The following is a 16,142-nucleotide window of genomic DNA, read 5'->3' on the forward strand; positions in this document are numbered from 1 at the left end:
CAGCCTGATCGTAAAAGCGGGATTCCCGCGTTCACGGGGATGGAAGAGCACTTGTTTCGCCTGTAACTCTCATAGTGCCGCTTTCGCCGGAAAACGGGATTTGAACGATGACCCAAAGCCCCTCCCCCGCTGCCATGCTGTCCGCTAGCGCCTGTCCGGTGCTGGTGGTCAAGGTCGGTTCGGCACTGCTGGTCGCGCCCGAGGGCACCGTCCGGCGCGCGTGGCTGGCGTCGCTGGTCGACGATATCGCCGCGCGAATCGCCGCTGGGCAGCGGATCGTCATTGTCTCCTCGGGTGCGATCGCGTTGGGTGCACGGCGGCTGGGGCTGCCCAAGGGCGGCCGCGCCAGCCTCGAGGACGCGCAGGCGTCGGCTGCCACCGGGCAGATTGCATTGAGCCAATGCTGGGCCGAACTTCTGGGAAGCCACGATATCACCGCCGCACAGATGCTGGTGACGCTCGATGATCTGGAAGACCGCAGGCGCTTCCTCAACGCCTCGGCGACCTTGCGCCGGCTGATCGCGCTGGGCGTGGTCCCGGTGATCAACGAGAACGACTCGGTCGCAACCGAAGAAATCCGCTTCGGCGACAACGACCGGCTCGCCGCGCGGATCGCGCAGGCGGCAGGCGCGGGCGGCGTGGTGCTGCTGTCCGATGTCGACGGGCTGTATACCGCCAACCCCAAGAACGACCCCGAGGCAAAGCTGGTCGAGAGCGTCGCGCGGATCGATGCGCGCATCCGCGCCATGGCCGATGGCGGTTCGGCATCGGGGATGGGATCGGGCGGCATGCTCTCCAAGCTCGAGGCGGCGCGGATCGCGACCAGCGCGGGCGCGCACCTCGCCATCGCCAACGGCACGCATGACCACCCGCTCGCGCGGTTGGCGGCGGGCGGACGCTGCACGGTGTTCACCGCGGGCCCGCAGGGCAAGGGCCGCAAATTGTGGCTGGCAGGCCGGATGACCGCGCGCGGAAAGATCATCGTTGATCAGGGAGCCGAAGCCGCTTTGATCAAGGGATCGAGCTTGCTCGCAGCGGGCGCCACCGCCGTGGACGGCAAGTTCGTGCGCGGCGACGTGGTCGAGATCGTCAACGCCAGCGGCGCGCCCATCGCGCGCGGTCTGGCCGAATACGACGCTGCGGACATGGCGAAAATCGTCGGCCTGCGCAGCGATGCGATCGCCGAGATGCTGGGGTATGCGCCGCGCAGTTCGCTGGTTCACCGCGACCAGATGGTGCTGCTGTGAGCGTGATTGCGCTGACCGGCGGCACCGGCTTTGTCGGCGGGGCGAGCATCGAGCAGGCGCTGGCCCAAGGCCATCAGGTCCGCGCGCTGACCCGCAGGCCCCAGCCCGAGCGCGACGGCTTGACCTGGGTGGCAGGCGCGCTCGACGATGCCGACAGTCTCGCGGAGCTTTGCAACGGCGCCGATTGCGTGCTGCACATCGCCGGCGTGGTCAACGCGCCCGACCGCGCGGGCTTTATCGCGGGCAACATCACCGGCACCGAGGCGATGCTGGCCGCGGCCAAGGCGGCTGGGATCACGCGGTTTATCCATGTCTCGTCGCTCGCCGCGCGTGAACGGGACCTCTCCAACTATTGCTGGTCCAAGGCCGAGGCCGAAGCGCGGGTCGTTTCATCGGGGCTCGACTGGATTATGGTGCGCCCGCCCGCGGTCTATGGCCCGGGCGATACCGAGATGCTCGACCTTTTCCGCATGGCGGCGCGCGGGGTGGTGATGCTGCCGCCGGGCGGACGGATGTCGGTGGTTCATGTCGCCGACCTTGCCGCGCTGCTGGTGCGGCTGGCCGGCGGCGCGGGCGATGCGAGTGCGATCTACGAGGTCGACGATGGCGCGCCCCGCGGCTGGAGCCACAGGGACTTTGCCGACGCGCTGGGCGATGCGGTGGGACGCAAGGTGCGCGCGTTCAGCACGCCCAAGCTCGCGCTGCATGTGGCGGCACAAGGCGACCGGCTGCTGCGCGGCAAGGGCGCGAAGCTGACCCCAGACCGCGCGCGCTACATCGCGCACAGCGACTGGACCTCCGATCCGGAAAAACGCCCGCCCTCGCAATTGTGGCAGGCTGAGATCGCGACGCGGCAGGGACTGGCCGAGACCGCGCGCTGGTATCGTAGCAAGGGCTGGCTCAAATAAGCGAGCGGCCTAGCGCCAGTTCGACCAGGAACAGCGCGAAGGTCAGCGACAGGCCAATCAGGAAGATGCGATAGGCATGGCCGAGATAGCGGTACTTCTTGTGCTGCAGCACCATACCGTTCTGGTGGACATCGCGCAGCATCGTGCGGAAGATCGTCTCGTCGGTGTGCAACTGGTCGATCACCAGATCGGCAAAATCGTCCTCGGCCATCGCCGAGAAGTTGCCGAAGAACATGAAGTTGGTCGAACTCGTCGGCGCGGCAGATGCAGACTTCGGAGCGCCGCGCACCGATGGCAGGATCGCGAACACCGCGCACATCGCCGACAGGAAGGCAAACAGCGCCAGCACGATCAGCGGCAGCGTGAAGGTGCCGCTGCGCGCCTGGCCGACCGAAATCGTGAACACGACGAAGGTCGCCCCCATCAGGATGCTCGCCTTCTGGTCCGCCATCTGGCTCAACGCGAGGTTGGTCTGCACCGATGTGCGGATCAGGTGGATGGCGTGCGGCGAGAAGGTATGCGGGGTTTGCGGCCATGGGGTCGGGATAGCCGATCTTGGCGTTTCGACTCGCTGTGTGCTGGCCCCCTCTTCCATTACAGTTGAATGACATAGTCGTGACATGCTTGACAAGCGCCGCCGCACTGCCCTTCAGGCTTCCACATGCTGCCGCGTTTGTGCCGCAATCGCGGGGCAAGGCGGTGCCCACAATTGATCGACGAAAGAGCCTTATGACCGACAGCACCGCTACCTACGAGCGCATCGCCGCGCAGATCGAACCGTTCAACAAGAAGGGCGTCGCTCTGACCGATAGCACCACCTTTGCCGGTGACCTCGAGTGGGACAGCCTGACGGTGATGGATTTCGTCGCAGCGATCGAGGACGAATTCGACATCATCATCACGATGAACATGCAGGCCGAGATCGAAACCGTCGGCCAATTGGTCGCCGCGGTGGAAAAACTCACCGCCTGACCCCATCTGCACCTCTCGCCTGCCTGCCCCCAACAGAGATTGACCCCATGACCGACCTGTTTTCCAAGTTCGACGCCCTGATCGGCGAGCGCGAGGCGCTGCTTTCGCACGGCGTGCGCGATCCTTATGCGCTGGTCATGGAATCGGTCAAATCGCCCACCGTGGCGATGTGCAACGGCAAGGAAACGATCCTGCTGGGCACCTACAACTATATGGGCATGACCTTCGATCCCGACGTGCTCGAGGCGGGGAAAACCGCGCTCGAAAACTTCGGGTCGGGCACCACCGGAAGCCGCGTGCTCAACGGCACCTATGCCGGGCACCGCGATTGCGAAGAAGCGCTCAAGGAATTCTACGGAATGGACCACGCGATGGTCTTTTCCACCGGCTATCAGGCGAACCTGGGCATTATCTCGACCATGGCGGGCAAGGAGGATTACATCATCCTCGACACCGACAGCCATGCCTCGATCTATGACGGCTGCGCCCTCGGCAACGCCCAGATCGTCGCCTTTCGGCACAATGATGTCGAGGCGCTCGAAAAGCGGCTCAAGCGCCTTCCGCCCGAAGCGGGCAAGTTGGTGATACTCGAAGGCGTCTATTCGATGATGGGGGATATCGCACCGCTCAAGGAAATGGTCGCCATCTCCAAGGCCGCAGGCGCGATGGTGCTGGTCGACGAGGCCCATTCGATGGGCTTCATCGGGGAGAACGGCCGCGGCGTCGCCGAAGCGGCGGGCGTGATGGACGATGTCGATTTCATCATCGGCACGTTCAGCAAGTCGGTGGGCACCGTCGGCGGCTTCTGTGTGTCCAACCATCCCAAGTTCGAAGTGCTGCGCCTCGTCTGCCGCCCCTATGTCTTCACCGCCAGCCTGCCGCCATCGGTGGTTGCCACCGCCGCGACCAGCATCCGCAAGCTGATGCACGCGGGCAACAAGCGCGCGCATCTGTGGGAGAATTCCAAGCGGTTGCACCAGGGGCTGCGCGATCTGGGCTTCTCGCTCGGCACACCCGAGGCGCAAAGCGGCATCATCGCGGTGATCATGACCGATATGCTGAAAGGCGCGCAGATGTGGGAAGCGCTGCTCGACCGCGGTCTCTACGTCAATCTCGCGCGTCCGCCTGCAACGCCTGCGGGCATGACGCTGCTGCGCTGCTCGCTGTGCGCCGAGCATTCGAGCGAGCAGGTCACCGAGATCCTGGGCATCTTCGAGGCCGCGGGCAAACAGGTCGGGGTGATTTGATTTAGCCTGTAGCAACCTTTCACCGTCACCCCCGCGCACGCGGGGGTGACGCTTTGAGTGACCTTGGGCACAGAAGCGGGATTCCCGCTTTCGCGGGAATGACGAGGGTTGCGATTGCAGTGTGATCGCATTGTCGGATACCCAATCGCGCCCCTTCAAAACGCCGTGAATTGCTGTATGGGCGATTCCAACAGTCCTCCCCAGACAAGGCTTTTGCCATGACCGATCTGCTTGCGCTGCGCGATGCCGTGCGCGCCCACCACCGGGCCGATGAAGGCGCGGTGCTCGATTACCTGATCGCGCACTACGCGCCGTCGCCCGACATGCGCGCCCGCATCCGTGCCCGCGCCGTGCGGGTGGTCGAGGATGTCCGCGCCGCCTCAGGCCCCACGCTGATGGAAAGCTTCCTTGGCCAATACGGCTTGTCCACCGACGAGGGCCTCGCGCTGATGACACTGGCCGAGGCGCTGCTGCGCGTGCCCGATGCCGAAACGATCGACGACCTGATCGAGGACAAGATTTCACCCGCCAACTGGCGCGAACATTTCGGCAAATCCGAACATAGCCTCGTCAACGCCAGCACCTTTGCGCTGTCGATGACGCAATCGGTGCTCGAAGGATCGGTCAGCAAGGGTCCGCTCGATGCGTTGCGTGGGGCGATCAAGCGACTGGGCGAGCCCGTGATCCGCGCTGCGGTGCGCCGGGCGATGAAGGAGCTGGGCAACCAGTTCGTGCTCGGCGAGGACATGGGCGAGGCGCTCAAGCGCTCGCGCAAATGGGCGGACGACGGCGCGACCTTCAGCTACGACATGCTGGGTGAAGCGGCTTTGACCTTCCCCGATGCCGATCGCTATTTTGCAGCCTACATGGATGCGATCCGCGCCATCGCCAACGCCGCCAAGACCGACGACATGCGCACCAATCCGGGCCTGTCGATCAAGCTGTCCGCGCTGTATCCGCGCTACGAGATGAGCAAGGCCGACGAATGCGTCCCCGCGCTCGCCGACCGCGTGCTCGAGCTCGCCCGCGCCGCACGCGATGCGCGGATCGGCCTCAACATCGATGCCGAGGAAGCCTATCGGCTGGGCATGTCGCTCGACATCATCAAGCTGGTGATGAACGATCCCTCGCTTGTCGGCTGGGATGGGCTTGGCGTGGTCGTGCAGGCCTTCGGCAAGCGCGCCAGCTTCGTGATCGACTGGCTCTATGGCCTGGCCCAGTCGCTCGACCGCAAGATCATGGTCCGCCTCGTCAAGGGCGCCTATTGGGACACAGAAATCAAGCGCGCGCAGGTCGATGGCGTGCCTGATTTCCCGGTGTTCACCAGCAAGGCGGCAACCGATATCTCGTACATCTGCTGCGCCGCGCAGTTGCTCAAGCTCACCGACCGCATCTACCCCCAATTCGCCACGCACAATGCGCACAGCGTCGCGGCGATCCTCGAAATGGCCGGTAACCGCGACGACTTCGAATTCCAACGGCTGCACGGCATGGGCGAGCCGCTGCACAATGCGCTGCTGCGCAACGAAAGGGTGCGCTCGCGGATCTATGCGCCTGTCGGCAAGCACCGCGAGCTGCTCGCCTATCTGGTCCGCCGCTTGCTCGAAAACGGCGCGAACTCATCGTTCGTCAACCAGCTTGCCAACCATGCGGTGCCTGCCCAAGCGATCGCGGCGGATCCGTTCGAGCAGCTGGAAGCCGGGCGCCAGGAAGCCGACCGCAAGATCATCCGCCCCGCCGCGATCTTTGCGCCGTCGCGGATCAACTCGCGCGGCTGGGATCTGGCAAACCGTGCCGATCTCAACGCGTTTCTCGAAGCGCGCGGTGCCTTTGCCGACAGCCGTTGGCAGGCGGGGCCCCTCCTTGCGGTCGACACCTCTGCCACCTGCGAGCCGCGCGCAGTGTATAGCCCGTCTCAGCCTGATCGGCAGATCGGCACGGTGATCGACACCAGCGAGGCGCAGGCCACCGCCGCGATTGCCGCGGCGCGCGTATGGGCCGCGCCGGTCACCGATCGCGCAGCGATCCTCAGTCGCGCGGCAGATTTGCTAGAGGAGCATCATGCCGAGATATTCGCGCTGCTGGCGCGCGAGGCTGGCAAATCGCCGCCCGATGCGATTGCCGAACTGCGCGAGGCGGTCGATTTCCTGCGCTATTATGCCGTGCAGGCGATGGCCGATCCGGGCGCGTCCCCGCGCGGTATCATCACCTGCATCTCGCCGTGGAACTTCCCGCTGGCGATCTTCATCGGCCAGATTGCAGCCGCGCTGGCGCGCGGCAATGCAGTGTTGGCAAAGCCCGCCGACCAAACCCCGCTGATCGCGCATCTTGCCACCCGCCTGCTGCATCAGGCGGGCGTACCCGATGCGGCGCTGCAACTGCTTCCCGGGCCAGGCCGGGTCATCGGCACCGCATTGACCGGCAATGCCGCCATCGCCGGCACCTGCTTTACCGGATCGACCGCCACCGCGCAGGTGATCAACCGCAACATGGCGGACAAGTGTGCGCCCGACGCGATGCTGATCGCCGAGACCGGCGGCATCAACGCGATGATCGTCGATTCGACCGCATTGCCCGAGCAGGCAGTGCGCGACATCATCGCATCGGCTTTCCAGTCCGCCGGACAGCGCTGTTCGGCGCTGCGGATGCTCTATGTCCAGCGCGATATCGCCGAATCGCTCAAGGAGATGCTGTTCGGCGCGATGGATGCGCTGAGCCTGGGGGATCCGTGGTGGCTGGCCAATGACGTCGGTCCGGTGATCGATCCGGCGGCGCGCGAAAAGATCGCCGACCATATCGCAGCCGCGCGGCGCGAGGGCCGGTTGCTCAAGCAGCTCGATGCACCCGAAAACGGCTGGTTCATAGGCCCCGCGGCAATCGCCGTGAACGGCATCGACGATCTGGCGGAGGAAATCTTCGGCCCGGTGCTGCACATCGCCACCTTCGAGGCCGGCGAGATCGACACGCTGATCGATCGGATCAACGCGCGCGGCTATGGGCTGACCTTCGGGCTGCAGACCCGCATCAATGGCCGGGTCGATCACGTCACCGCACGCGTCCATGCGGGCAACATGTACGTCAACCGCAACCAGATCGGCGCCGTGGTCGGCGCGCAGCCCTTTGGTGGCGAAGGCCTGTCGGGCACCGGTCCCAAGGCCGGCGGACCACGCTATCTGCCGCGCTTTGCCGCCGCCACGGGCCCGCAACACGACCTCCCGCCGCTGACCCGGATTGCGGCGCGCAGCGAGGTCGAGGCTGGGTTGGCCGCGCTGCCGCGCGTCACCGAGCTGCCTCTGGACAGCATGGAGATGCCCGGACCGACGGGCGAATCGAACGTGCTTTCGGCGTATGCGCGCGGCACCGTGCTGTGCCTGGGCCCGACGATCGAGGCTGCGGTGCGACAGGCCGAGATTGCCCGGTCTGAAGGCTGTGCGGCGCTGATCGTGGTTCCCGGAGCCAGGGGACCCAACACCATCGACGGCTATGTCGAACGCGCAGATCTGGCGGAGATATCCGGCTTCGACGCGGTGGCGGCGTGGAGCACCACCGACGACCAGCGTGCCATCCGCAAGGCGCTGGCCGAACGCGATGGGGCCATCATCCCGCTGTTCACCGAAGAGTATTTCGCCCAGCGTTGCGTGCACGAGCGGCACGTCTGCATCGACACGACGGCGGCGGGCGGGAACGTCTCGCTGCTGGCTTAAAAAATCTCCCCTACCGCTTGCGGGAGGGGTGGCTGAGCCAAAGGCGAAGCCGGGGTGGGCCTGAGCTGCCAATTGTGCTCCCAGCCCACCCCGGTCCGGCAAGCCGGACCTGCCCCTCCCGCCAGCGGGAGGGGAGAGACTTAGAGCCGCTCGATCTTCTGCGCGGCTTCGTCGAGGATTTCGGCGACCCGGTGCTTGAATTCGGCGTCGGTCTCCCCGCTTGCCAGGCGATGCGCCATCGCAGCCATCAGGTTGCCGACCGCGCGGCCGATCTGCGGACCACCGGCGCGCTGTTCGCGCTCCTCGCCCGCATCGGATAGCCGCGCCAGCAGCGCATCGGCCTCGTCGCGCTTCTCCGTCAGCTCGGCGATGCCGGTAGCGGTGATCCGGAACGCCTTGCGCGCGCCTTCGGTCTCGACCGACGCGATCAGCCCGGTGTCTTCTAGCAGGCTGAGCGTGGGATAAACCACGCCGGGGCTCGGGGCATAATCGCCGCCGGTCATCTCCTCGATGGCCTTGATCAGGTCATAGCCATGGCGCGGCTCCTTCTCGATCAGCGCAAGCAGCACGATGCGCAGCTCTCCGCTGTCGAACATCCGGCGCCGTCCACGACCACCGCGCCCGCCGCCGCCGCCGCCGCCGCGACCACCCCGGCCACCGCCGTCGAAGCCCCAGTTGCCCATGTCCCAGTCACCGCCCCAGCCACGGCCACCGCGACCACCAAAGCTCATCGCGATAAACGGGTTGCCACCGCCCCGCGGGCCACCGCCCATTTTGAAACGCATACTCATCGACTCTATCTCCTATGTATCTCGATAGCACTAAGATATATCTTAGATGCTGTTTGGCAAGAGCGGTTTGTGCGACGGGTGCATTTTTCATCCCCTTCCCCCTGCAGGTGGCAGCCGCTAGCGTGATTTTGATGAGTGACCTTTTCGATACCGCGCCCGATCTGATACCCGCCCCTGCCGCAGATGCGCCGCTGGCCGACCGGTTGCGCCCGGCGAACCTTGGCGAGATCATCGGCCAGGATCACCTCACCGGCCCCGAAGGCGCGATCGGGCGGATGGTGGCAGCGGGCAAACTGTCCTCGATGATCCTGTGGGGACCGCCCGGCACCGGCAAGACCAGCATGGCGCGGCTGCTGGGCGAGGCGACAGGCATGCGCTTCGTCGCGATCTCGGCGGTGTTCTCAGGCGTCGCCGATCTCAAGAAAGCCTTTGCCGAAGCCGAGAAGATGGCTGGCGCGGGCCAGCGCACGCTGCTGTTCGTGGACGAGATCCACCGATTCAACCGCGCGCAGCAGGATGGCTTTCTTCCCTTTGTCGAGCGCGGAACGGTGGTGCTGGTCGGCGCGACGACGGAGAACCCCTCGTTCGAGCTCAACGCCGCATTGCTCAGCCGCAGCCAGGTGCTGATCCTGCGGCGGCTGGACGAGGCTGCTCTGGGCGAACTGATCGCGCGCGCCGAAGCGCTGACCGGACGCTCGCTGCCGCTGACCGACGATGCCCGCGCAGCGCTGATCGCCTCGGCCGATGGCGACGGACGCTTCCTGCTCAACCAGGTCGAGACATTGCTGACGGTGAGGATCGATGCGCCGCTCGATCCGGCGGGGCTCGCCGCGCTGCTCCACCGCCGGATGCCGGTGTACGACAAGGACCGCGAGGGGCATTACAACCTGATCTCGGCGCTGCACAAGGCGATGCGCGGGTCCGACCCCCAAGCCTCGCTCTATTATCTCGCGCGGATGCTCGTCGCGGGCGAAGAGCCGCTCTACGTGCTGCGCCGGATCACGCGGTTTGCCAGCGAGGACATCGGCATGGCCGATCCGCAGGCGCTGGTACAATGCCTTGCCGCCAAGGACGCCTATGCGTTCCTGGGTTCCCCCGAGGGCGAACTGGCGATCGTGCAGGCCTGCCTGTATTGCGCCACCGCGCCCAAATCGAACGCGATCTACGCCGCGCAGAAGGCCGCGTGGAAAAGCGCGCGCGCCACCGGATCTTTGATGCCGCCGCCCAACATCCTCAATGCGCCGACCAAGCTGATGAAGGACATCGGCTATGGCAAGGGCTATGCCTACGACCACGACCAGGCCGAGGGCTTTTCGGGCGCGGACTACTGGCCTGAGGAGATGGCGGCGCAGCGTTTCTACCAGCCGGTCGAGCGAGGGTACGAGGCGCGCATCGCGGAACGGATGCGACATTGGGAGGACTTGCGGAAAGGAAAGGGCTAGGCGGCTTTGGCGATGATGCTGCGAAACTCGTCGGCGGCAGCGATCGCATCCAACGTGTTGGGGTAGCCGATACCACTTTGGGCCATCAACTTGCCGCTGTCGGCATAAAACCGCCAGTGCCACAGGTTGTCGTCGCCCAATGCGAACTTGAAGCCAGGGCCATCAGCCTGCAGATCATCGGGCGTCAACGCAAAAGTGCCATCATCAGCCTCGATCGCCGCTTCGATATCGTCATCGGTCATGGCACGCAGGCGCGCCCAATCGGTTTGCGACGGATCATCGCCCATAGCCGAAACGCGATCTGAAAACTTGTCGTTCATACCTGTTTGCTCGCCTTAGACTGATCAGCCTGATCCTGCTCGCACGCACGGTATATACCACGGCGATGACTTCCGCGTCATCCCCCATGACCCCTAGCGCGAGAATGCGAAGTTCATCTCCCGCGATTCGAGTGCCAGCAACATCGAAAAGATCCCTGTCCCAGACACTTCCAACGTCCTCAAAATCGAGCCCATGCTTTGCCAAATTCGCCAATCGCTTGGCTTCGTCCCATTCAAACTGCATGATAGGCGCGCCCCACCTGGAGACATCATCTTGCAACCGCACCCCATGCCTTTCAAGCCTCGCCTGCTGCTCGCTGCCGCTTTTGCGTTTATCGCCACGCCCGCCCTCGCCCAGCCAGCGCCAACCCCCGAACCCACCCGCATGGATCGCGCGCAGGCGGCGGGGTACAAGGCGCAGTTCGTGTGTTCGGGGCTGTGGAACGGCAACAAGACGCTTGCCGATATCGAGGCCGACGAGTTGACCGGCATCTATCCGCACATCGCCGCGATCATGCCGACGTTGAAGGCGGATATCGACGAGCCCGCGCATCAGGTGAGCGTCGCCTTTGCCGACGACATGCCGCCGCGCGTCGCCCGGCACAATCCGGTGACGGGATGCACTGCGATGCCGATCGCATGGACCAATGATGGCCGCCGCCTGCCCGCCGAATCGCTCGAGCGCGCACAGCCAGGCAGTGCAGATGCGGCAAACTGGCCGATGGGCGATTCCAACGCCAGCGATCCGCGGATCATGATGATCACGCCGTTCGACACGCTGGTGGAGAGCACGTTCGACGCGAAAGCGTTTGGCGGGAAGACCAGTGGTGTCGTCATCGTCCACAAGGGCCGCATCGTGCAGGAGCGCTATAAGCCCGGCCACGACATGCACACCGCGCAGCGGACATGGTCGGTCGCCAAATCGATTGCGGGGACATATGTCGGCTATGTCCGCCAGAAGGGCTTTGCCATTCCCGATCGGCCGGTGCGCGAGTGGAATGTCGAGGGCGATCCGCGCCGCGCGATCACCGTCGATCATCTGCTGCGCATGGGCAGCGGCCTGGTCAGTGATACCGCCGGCAACCGCACCGATGCGGTCTACATGGCCGCGGGCGATGTGCGCCAGTGGACGACGTTATGGCTAATGCTGCACCAGCCCGGGGCGAGTTTTCGCTATTCAAACAACGATATCCTGCTCGCGACCTTCGCCGCGCGCGATGCCGCACCGGAGATCCACCCGCACCAGATGTTCGACGCGCTGGGAATGACCCGCACCTGGGCCGAGACCGACTGGCAGGGCAATTACATCCTTTCGAGCCAGGTGTGGACCACCGCGCGCGACATGGCGCGGATGGGCCTGCTGTATCTGAACGATGGCACATGGGGTGGCACACGCGTGCTGCCCGAAGGCTGGCGCGATTATGTCACCACGCCCAGCGGCCCGCAGCCTGAGGGCAACCCGTTCGGCTATGGCGCAAGCTTCTGGCTGATGAACAAGAGCGAGGGCGCTCCTGCCGATGCCTTTGCGGCACTGGGCAATCGCGGCCAGCATCTGGTGATCATCCCCAGCCGCGATCTGGTGATCGTGCGCCGCGGCTATGACAGCGCAGGCGATCCGTTCGACATCGCCAAATTCACCGCCGAGGTGCTCAAGCTGATCCGCTGAGCGATGCGCCGTTTCCAGCATTATGCCTGTTTCGACTGGTCCGGCCAGGCGGTGGCGCGGCCCAAGGGGTTGGCGCTTGCGACCATCGACGCGGACGACGACGCGCGTCCGGTGTTGCTGCGCCCCCATGGCGGCTGGTCGCGTGGTGCCGCGCTCGACTGGCTTGTCGAGCATGCGCAAGCCGGAACGGATATGCTGATCGGGATGGATCTTTCGCCGACCTTTCCCTTTGTCGATGCTGGCAGCTACTTTCCCGGATGGTCCGAAAGCCCGGCGAATGCGCGCGACCTTTGGGCGCTGGTCGACCAGATCTGCGCCGAGGACGAGCATCTGGGTGTCGGCAGTTTCGTCCGCCACGATCAGGCGCGGCGATATTTCCGGCACGGTAAGGGTGATACCGGGGACAGGTTCGGACTGGCGGGCACCGGCAGGTTGCGCGCGGTCGAGCGCCATCAGCGCCTGACCGGCCAGGCGAACAGCGCGAGCTGCTTCAATCTGGTCGGCGCGGCCCAGGTCGGCAAATCGAGCCTTACGGGGATGCGCCTGCTGCACCGGTTGGCCGGGCGAATCCCCGTCTGGCCGTTCGATCCGGTCCCCGAAACGGGGCCGGTCATCGTGGAAATCTATACCAGCATTGCCGCGCGGGCCGCCGGACGAGGCCTGTCGCGCAGCAAGGTGCGCGATGCCGACGGCTTGCACCAGGCGCTGGGGCAGCTTGGCGCGCCGCCCCCGGCGCCGTTGCTGGCGCATGACGACCACAGCACCGATGCCCTGATGACGGCGGCCTGGCTGCGACATGCCGCACGCGACGAAGGACTCTGGCACAGCTACTGGAACCCGACGATGCTCGATGAGACGACCCGCGTCACTGAAGGCTGGACCTTTGGTGTCAAATAGAGCATTGGACGCGGCGCAAACGCGCCTTTAGCGCCGCTTTAGCTCAGCTGGTAGAGCAACCGCCTTGTAAGCGGTAGGTCGTTGGTTCGATTCCGACAAGCGGCACCATAAGTGTGAAGATCAGGGGCTGGGGGGCCGCAAAGGTACAAGAGCTAGCCCGCTGATGGAAATACCCCGGACCGAATTCCCTGCTGATACCGTTGCGTGGCATGGCCGTGTACGGGCCTGGCTGCGTTCGAGGATGGGCGAGCGAACCGGCGGCTTTCTTTTTGCATTGCTCGCCGAAATCCTGATCATTCTGGTGCTGCTGTCGCTGTCGATCGCACCGCCGGCGTCGCGGGTGGATGACCAGACGCTCACCGTGTTCGGCGTCAGCGAAGAACCGTCCGAAGAGCCTGTCGAAGAAGAAAGCCCTGCCCCGTCGCAGGACGCCGCGCAATCACCCGAACCGCAGGAGACCGAGGCGGCGCCGAGCGAGGTGCCCAGCCCGGTTACCGCCACCCAGCCATCACCCGTGCCGCCTGCGGTCGTGCCGATGCCATCGGCCCAACCTGCCCCGCCGAAAGCCTCGCCGCAGGTGGCAAAGCCGAAGGCCAATCCGGGCCGGGTCTATGGTCCGGCCGACAAGGGCGTTCCCGGCGATAGCGAGCGCGTCGGCTCCGCACCCAATGGCGAGCCGCTTTATGCTGCAGCCTGGTATCGCGAGCCCTATCCTGACGAGTTATCCGGATATCTATCGACGGCAACCGGCCCCGGCTGGGCGCTGATCGCTTGCCGCACCGTTGCCGATTTTCGTGTCGAGGACTGCGTCCAGCTTGCCGAATCTCCGCCCGGATCAGGCATAGGCCGTGCCGTGATGGCGGCAGCCTGGCAGTTCCGGGTCAGACCGCCGCGCGTCGGCGGGCTGTCCAAGGTCGGCGAGTGGGTGCGAATCCGGATCGATTACACCAATCGCCAACGCTGACCCGGTTCAGTTCCGTCCGAACACCCCACAGGCCATCCGGTCGCCACTGTCGCCGGCAGGGTCGGTCATCTGATCATCGGCCTCGGCATGGATCACCAGCGCGGCGCCATCGGCATCGAGCATCTCGGCAAGACCGGCGTCACGGATCATGTATTCCATCTTGCCGGTGCCGTCGCTGGCCACGGTCAGATTGGGCATGTCGCCGGAATGTGCACCCTGCGGGTTGCTCAGGCCGTGCTTGGTTCCGACCGGGTTCCAGTGACCGCCCGCTGTCTCGAACTTGGGTCCGTCGCATTTTCCCGTGGCGTGGACATGGATACCACGATCGCCCGGCTCCAGCCCTGTTGCGGAAACCGAGATGTTGATGCCGTCTTCCATTTCCGTCGCGGTGACCATGCCGACATCGCGACCGTCGGCAGTTTTGAGGCTGGCCGTTGCCATCTGGGGGACGGCGGGAACGGCGGCGGTACTATCGGCGATGGGTTCAACCGGCTCGGCAGTGGGGGCATCACTGCCGCAGGCGCTCAGCGTCAACGCGCATGCCAGTGCGGATGCACAAAGGGAAAGACGGACGGGGATCATGACACAGGCTCCTGTATTGGTTATACAAATACCAGGCAGTCAAAGCATGGTTCCCCGGCGGGCCGGACATTGAGTGTTTGACACGCCATGGTTTTGGCAGTTGGCTGGTATCCTTCAGGCCTACACGAACCGGAGCCCCATGACCAACAGCCCCTCTCCTGCCGCGTCAGACCTTAACGCCACGATGGGCCTGATCCGGGTCGTCGAATTGCATTCCGAAGGGCGTGCCACGATCGAGTATCAGGCCGGGCAGCATATGTGCCATTCGGGCGGTGTCGTGCAGGGCGGCTTTGTCACCGGATGGATCGATGCCGCGATGGCCCATGCCGCCATGGCCATGAGCGGTCCCGATGTCGTGCCGATGTCGCTGGAACTCAAGGTGAGCTTTTTCGCGCCTGCCAGGCCAGGCCTCGTCATCGCCAAGGCCTGGGTCGAACGTCGCGGGAGAAGCACCTGCTTCTTCGAGGGACAGTTGCTCGATTCTGGCGGCAAGGTGCTGGCCAAGGCGAGCTCGACACTGATGCTGGCAGACCGCATCCGGATCGAGCAAGCCTCGAGCAAGGCGGTTGCGGGCGCCTAGCCCACTGTGCGCCGGTACCCCGTCAGGATTTGGGGGCTGCGGCCTGCAGGTCCTTGAGGAAACCGCGAATGCGTTTGGCGTTCACACCCAGATCACTGCGCCCCACCCGCGACACGGAGCGAACGTCGACCTGGCTGGTAAGCCCGCTCGGACCTGGCTGGACCCGGACCACCACGTCATCCTTGAATCGAAACAGTGAAACCGTGTCGATCGCCTCCAACCGACCGTCTTCAGGCCTGGATGCGGCAATTTCCCAGCCGCGTTCGAGCGCGACCTGTTCGGCGAGCGCCACCACCTTGTCGACGGGGAGGGCCAGCGTGATCGTGCGGATATCGCCATAGGCCTTGCTGTGCAGCAGCTTCCAGCGTTCGATGGCATCCATGCCGGCATATTTCGGATCCCCGCGTCCCGGGACATCGGCAAAGTCATCCGGACGCAGCTTGAGAACCTGAAATTCCGGGGGATTGTCCAGATCCGTGGTGATATCGTGGATTTGCGGCACGTTCATGCCGACGTTGACCCAATATCCGATGAACGCGAGGTATGCGAGCGAGCACACCAGCGCCGTTACGGTGAGATTGCGGATCGCACGCCCCTTCTTGCGATACAGCAGAAGCACAATCAGCGACAGGACGAAGCCCAGCAGCGCCACGACCGCAGCGGCGCTCACGAAGCTGAGCCCGTCGAGCTTGCCCCACCAGTCCTGTCCTGCTCCGATCGCGCCGACCAGCGCCATGATCACCGCACCTGCCCCCAGCAACAGGCACAACCGTGCCAGCCAGATCGATCCGTGCGGTTTTTCAATGCCTTCCATGCGGTCCC

The 16,142-nt window shown here is 65.0% G+C and carries 16 protein-coding genes and 1 tRNA gene; 11 read left to right on the top strand and 6 right to left on the bottom strand.

Going from position 1 to position 16,142, the window contains the following annotated elements:
- The first annotated feature begins 107 nt into the window (after positions 1-107).
- Positions 108-1,247 carry a glutamate 5-kinase gene (gene proB, locus QUV11_RS08455; RefSeq protein ID WP_300881591.1) on the top strand — a complete coding sequence of 380 codons (1,140 nt, stop codon included), beginning with the start codon at positions 108-110 and terminating at the stop codon, positions 1,245-1,247.
- Positions 1,244-2,155, top strand: a complete 912-nt coding sequence (locus QUV11_RS08460; RefSeq protein WP_300881593.1) for an NAD(P)-dependent oxidoreductase — start codon at positions 1,244-1,246, stop codon at positions 2,153-2,155. The genes proB and QUV11_RS08460 overlap by 4 nt, the downstream gene beginning before the upstream one ends.
- Here the strand turns inward: QUV11_RS08460 and QUV11_RS08465 are convergent.
- Positions 2,148-2,750: a Pycsar system effector family protein gene (locus QUV11_RS08465; protein ID WP_300881595.1), complete on the bottom strand. Its 603-nt coding sequence runs from the start codon at positions 2,748-2,750 to the stop codon at positions 2,148-2,150. The genes QUV11_RS08460 and QUV11_RS08465 overlap by 8 nt on opposite strands.
- A gap of 134 nt (positions 2,751-2,884) precedes the next feature.
- On the opposite strand from QUV11_RS08465, the gene QUV11_RS08470 reads away from it, so the two are divergent.
- The 3 genes from QUV11_RS08470 to putA all read left to right on the top strand — a co-directional run bounded on the left by QUV11_RS08470 (position 2,885) and on the right by putA (position 8,078).
- Positions 2,885-3,127, top strand: coding sequence for an acyl carrier protein (locus QUV11_RS08470; RefSeq protein WP_300881597.1), 243 nt, complete (start codon positions 2,885-2,887; stop codon positions 3,125-3,127).
- A gap of 47 nt (positions 3,128-3,174) precedes the next feature.
- On the top strand, positions 3,175-4,374 hold the full coding sequence (locus tag QUV11_RS08475; RefSeq protein ID WP_300881599.1) for an aminotransferase class I/II-fold pyridoxal phosphate-dependent enzyme: 1,200 nt from the start codon (positions 3,175-3,177) through the stop codon (positions 4,372-4,374).
- 218 nt (positions 4,375-4,592) lie between these two features.
- Positions 4,593-8,078 (top strand): bifunctional proline dehydrogenase/L-glutamate gamma-semialdehyde dehydrogenase PutA, encoded by a 3,486-nt coding sequence (putA, locus tag QUV11_RS08480; protein ID WP_300881601.1) that lies wholly within the window; start codon positions 4,593-4,595, stop codon positions 8,076-8,078.
- Positions 8,079-8,218: 140 nt separating this feature from the next.
- On the opposite strand, the gene QUV11_RS08485 is transcribed toward putA, so the two are convergent.
- Positions 8,219-8,869, bottom strand: coding sequence for a PadR family transcriptional regulator (locus QUV11_RS08485; RefSeq protein ID WP_367279848.1), 651 nt, complete (start codon positions 8,867-8,869; stop codon positions 8,219-8,221).
- Positions 8,870-9,000: 131 nt separating this feature from the next.
- Here QUV11_RS08485 and QUV11_RS08490 point away from each other — a divergent pair, with 131 nt between their 5' ends.
- The gene (locus QUV11_RS08490) at positions 9,001-10,311 is read left to right on the top strand and encodes a replication-associated recombination protein A (RefSeq protein WP_300881603.1); all 1,311 of its coding nucleotides are present in this window, start codon (positions 9,001-9,003) and stop codon (positions 10,309-10,311) included.
- Here QUV11_RS08490 and QUV11_RS08495 read toward each other — a convergent pair.
- The gene (locus QUV11_RS08495; protein ID WP_300881605.1) at positions 10,308-10,631 is read right to left on the bottom strand and encodes a hypothetical protein; all 324 of its coding nucleotides are present in this window, start codon (positions 10,629-10,631) and stop codon (positions 10,308-10,310) included. The genes QUV11_RS08490 and QUV11_RS08495 overlap by 4 nt on opposite strands.
- Complete coding sequence (locus QUV11_RS17190) at positions 10,588-10,875, bottom strand: BrnT family toxin (RefSeq protein ID WP_367279849.1); 288 nt, start codon at positions 10,873-10,875, stop codon at positions 10,588-10,590. The genes QUV11_RS08495 and QUV11_RS17190 overlap by 44 nt, the downstream gene beginning before the upstream one ends.
- Before the next feature lie 45 nt (positions 10,876-10,920).
- On the opposite strand from QUV11_RS17190, the gene QUV11_RS08500 reads away from it, so the two are divergent.
- From QUV11_RS08500 to QUV11_RS08515, 4 genes are all read left to right on the top strand, one after another.
- Entirely contained in the window at positions 10,921-12,297 is a 1,377-nt protein-coding gene (locus QUV11_RS08500) for a serine hydrolase (protein ID WP_300881607.1), read from the top strand.
- A 3-nt stretch (positions 12,298-12,300) separates the two neighbouring features.
- Positions 12,301-13,194 carry a hypothetical protein gene (locus tag QUV11_RS08505; RefSeq protein ID WP_300881609.1) on the top strand — a complete coding sequence of 298 codons (894 nt, stop codon included), beginning with the start codon at positions 12,301-12,303 and terminating at the stop codon, positions 13,192-13,194.
- 32 nt (positions 13,195-13,226) lie between these two features.
- A tRNA-Thr gene (locus QUV11_RS08510) sits at positions 13,227-13,302 on the top strand.
- A 55-nt stretch (positions 13,303-13,357) separates the two neighbouring features.
- Complete coding sequence (locus QUV11_RS08515) at positions 13,358-14,158, top strand: hypothetical protein (RefSeq protein ID WP_300881611.1); 801 nt, start codon at positions 13,358-13,360, stop codon at positions 14,156-14,158.
- Positions 14,159-14,164: 6 nt separating this feature from the next.
- On the opposite strand, the gene QUV11_RS08520 is transcribed toward QUV11_RS08515, so the two are convergent.
- Positions 14,165-14,740 (bottom strand): superoxide dismutase family protein, encoded by a 576-nt coding sequence (locus QUV11_RS08520; protein WP_300881613.1) that lies wholly within the window; start codon positions 14,738-14,740, stop codon positions 14,165-14,167.
- Positions 14,741-14,879: 139 nt separating this feature from the next.
- Here QUV11_RS08520 and QUV11_RS08525 point away from each other — a divergent pair, with 139 nt between their 5' ends.
- The gene (locus QUV11_RS08525) at positions 14,880-15,320 is read left to right on the top strand and encodes a PaaI family thioesterase (RefSeq protein WP_300881615.1); all 441 of its coding nucleotides are present in this window, start codon (positions 14,880-14,882) and stop codon (positions 15,318-15,320) included.
- Between the two features lie 22 nt (positions 15,321-15,342).
- On the opposite strand, the gene QUV11_RS08530 is transcribed toward QUV11_RS08525, so the two are convergent.
- Positions 15,343-16,134, bottom strand: coding sequence for a DUF1499 domain-containing protein (locus QUV11_RS08530; RefSeq protein WP_300881617.1), 792 nt, complete (start codon positions 16,132-16,134; stop codon positions 15,343-15,345).
- Positions 16,135-16,142: the final 8 nt, after the last annotated feature.

The organism is Blastomonas sp., assembly GCF_030373265.1.
In the GTDB taxonomy this organism is placed as follows: domain Bacteria; phylum Pseudomonadota; class Alphaproteobacteria; order Sphingomonadales; family Sphingomonadaceae; genus Blastomonas.

Bases quoted from the DNA above. Each gene is read 5' to 3' on its own strand.
- QUV11_RS17190 (WP_367279849.1), bottom strand. From the start codon at position 10,875: ATGCAGTTTGAATGGGACGAAGCCAAGCGATTGGCGAATTTGGCAAAG.
- QUV11_RS08505 (WP_300881609.1), top strand. From the start codon at position 12,301: ATGCGCCGTTTCCAGCATTATGCCTGTTTCGACTGGTCCGGCCAGGCG.
- QUV11_RS08465 (WP_300881595.1), bottom strand. From the start codon at position 2,750: ATGGAAGAGGGGGCCAGCACACAGCGAGTCGAAACGCCAAGATCGGCT.
- QUV11_RS08485 (WP_367279848.1), bottom strand. From the start codon at position 8,869: ATGAGTATGCGTTTCAAAATGGGCGGTGGCCCGCGGGGCGGTGGCAAC.
- QUV11_RS08525 (WP_300881615.1), top strand. From the start codon at position 14,880: ATGACCAACAGCCCCTCTCCTGCCGCGTCAGACCTTAACGCCACGATG.
- QUV11_RS08490 (WP_300881603.1), top strand. From the start codon at position 9,001: ATGAGTGACCTTTTCGATACCGCGCCCGATCTGATACCCGCCCCTGCC.
- QUV11_RS08530 (WP_300881617.1), bottom strand. From the start codon at position 16,134: ATGGAAGGCATTGAAAAACCGCACGGATCGATCTGGCTGGCACGGTTG.
- proB (WP_300881591.1), top strand. From the start codon at position 108: ATGACCCAAAGCCCCTCCCCCGCTGCCATGCTGTCCGCTAGCGCCTGT.
- QUV11_RS08495 (WP_300881605.1), bottom strand. From the start codon at position 10,631: ATGAACGACAAGTTTTCAGATCGCGTTTCGGCTATGGGCGATGATCCG.
- putA (WP_300881601.1), top strand. From the start codon at position 4,593: ATGACCGATCTGCTTGCGCTGCGCGATGCCGTGCGCGCCCACCACCGG.
- QUV11_RS08475 (WP_300881599.1), top strand. From the start codon at position 3,175: ATGACCGACCTGTTTTCCAAGTTCGACGCCCTGATCGGCGAGCGCGAG.
- QUV11_RS08500 (WP_300881607.1), top strand. From the start codon at position 10,921: ATGCCTTTCAAGCCTCGCCTGCTGCTCGCTGCCGCTTTTGCGTTTATC.
- QUV11_RS08520 (WP_300881613.1), bottom strand. From the start codon at position 14,740: ATGATCCCCGTCCGTCTTTCCCTTTGTGCATCCGCACTGGCATGCGCG.
- QUV11_RS08515 (WP_300881611.1), top strand. From the start codon at position 13,358: ATGGAAATACCCCGGACCGAATTCCCTGCTGATACCGTTGCGTGGCAT.
- QUV11_RS08470 (WP_300881597.1), top strand. From the start codon at position 2,885: ATGACCGACAGCACCGCTACCTACGAGCGCATCGCCGCGCAGATCGAA.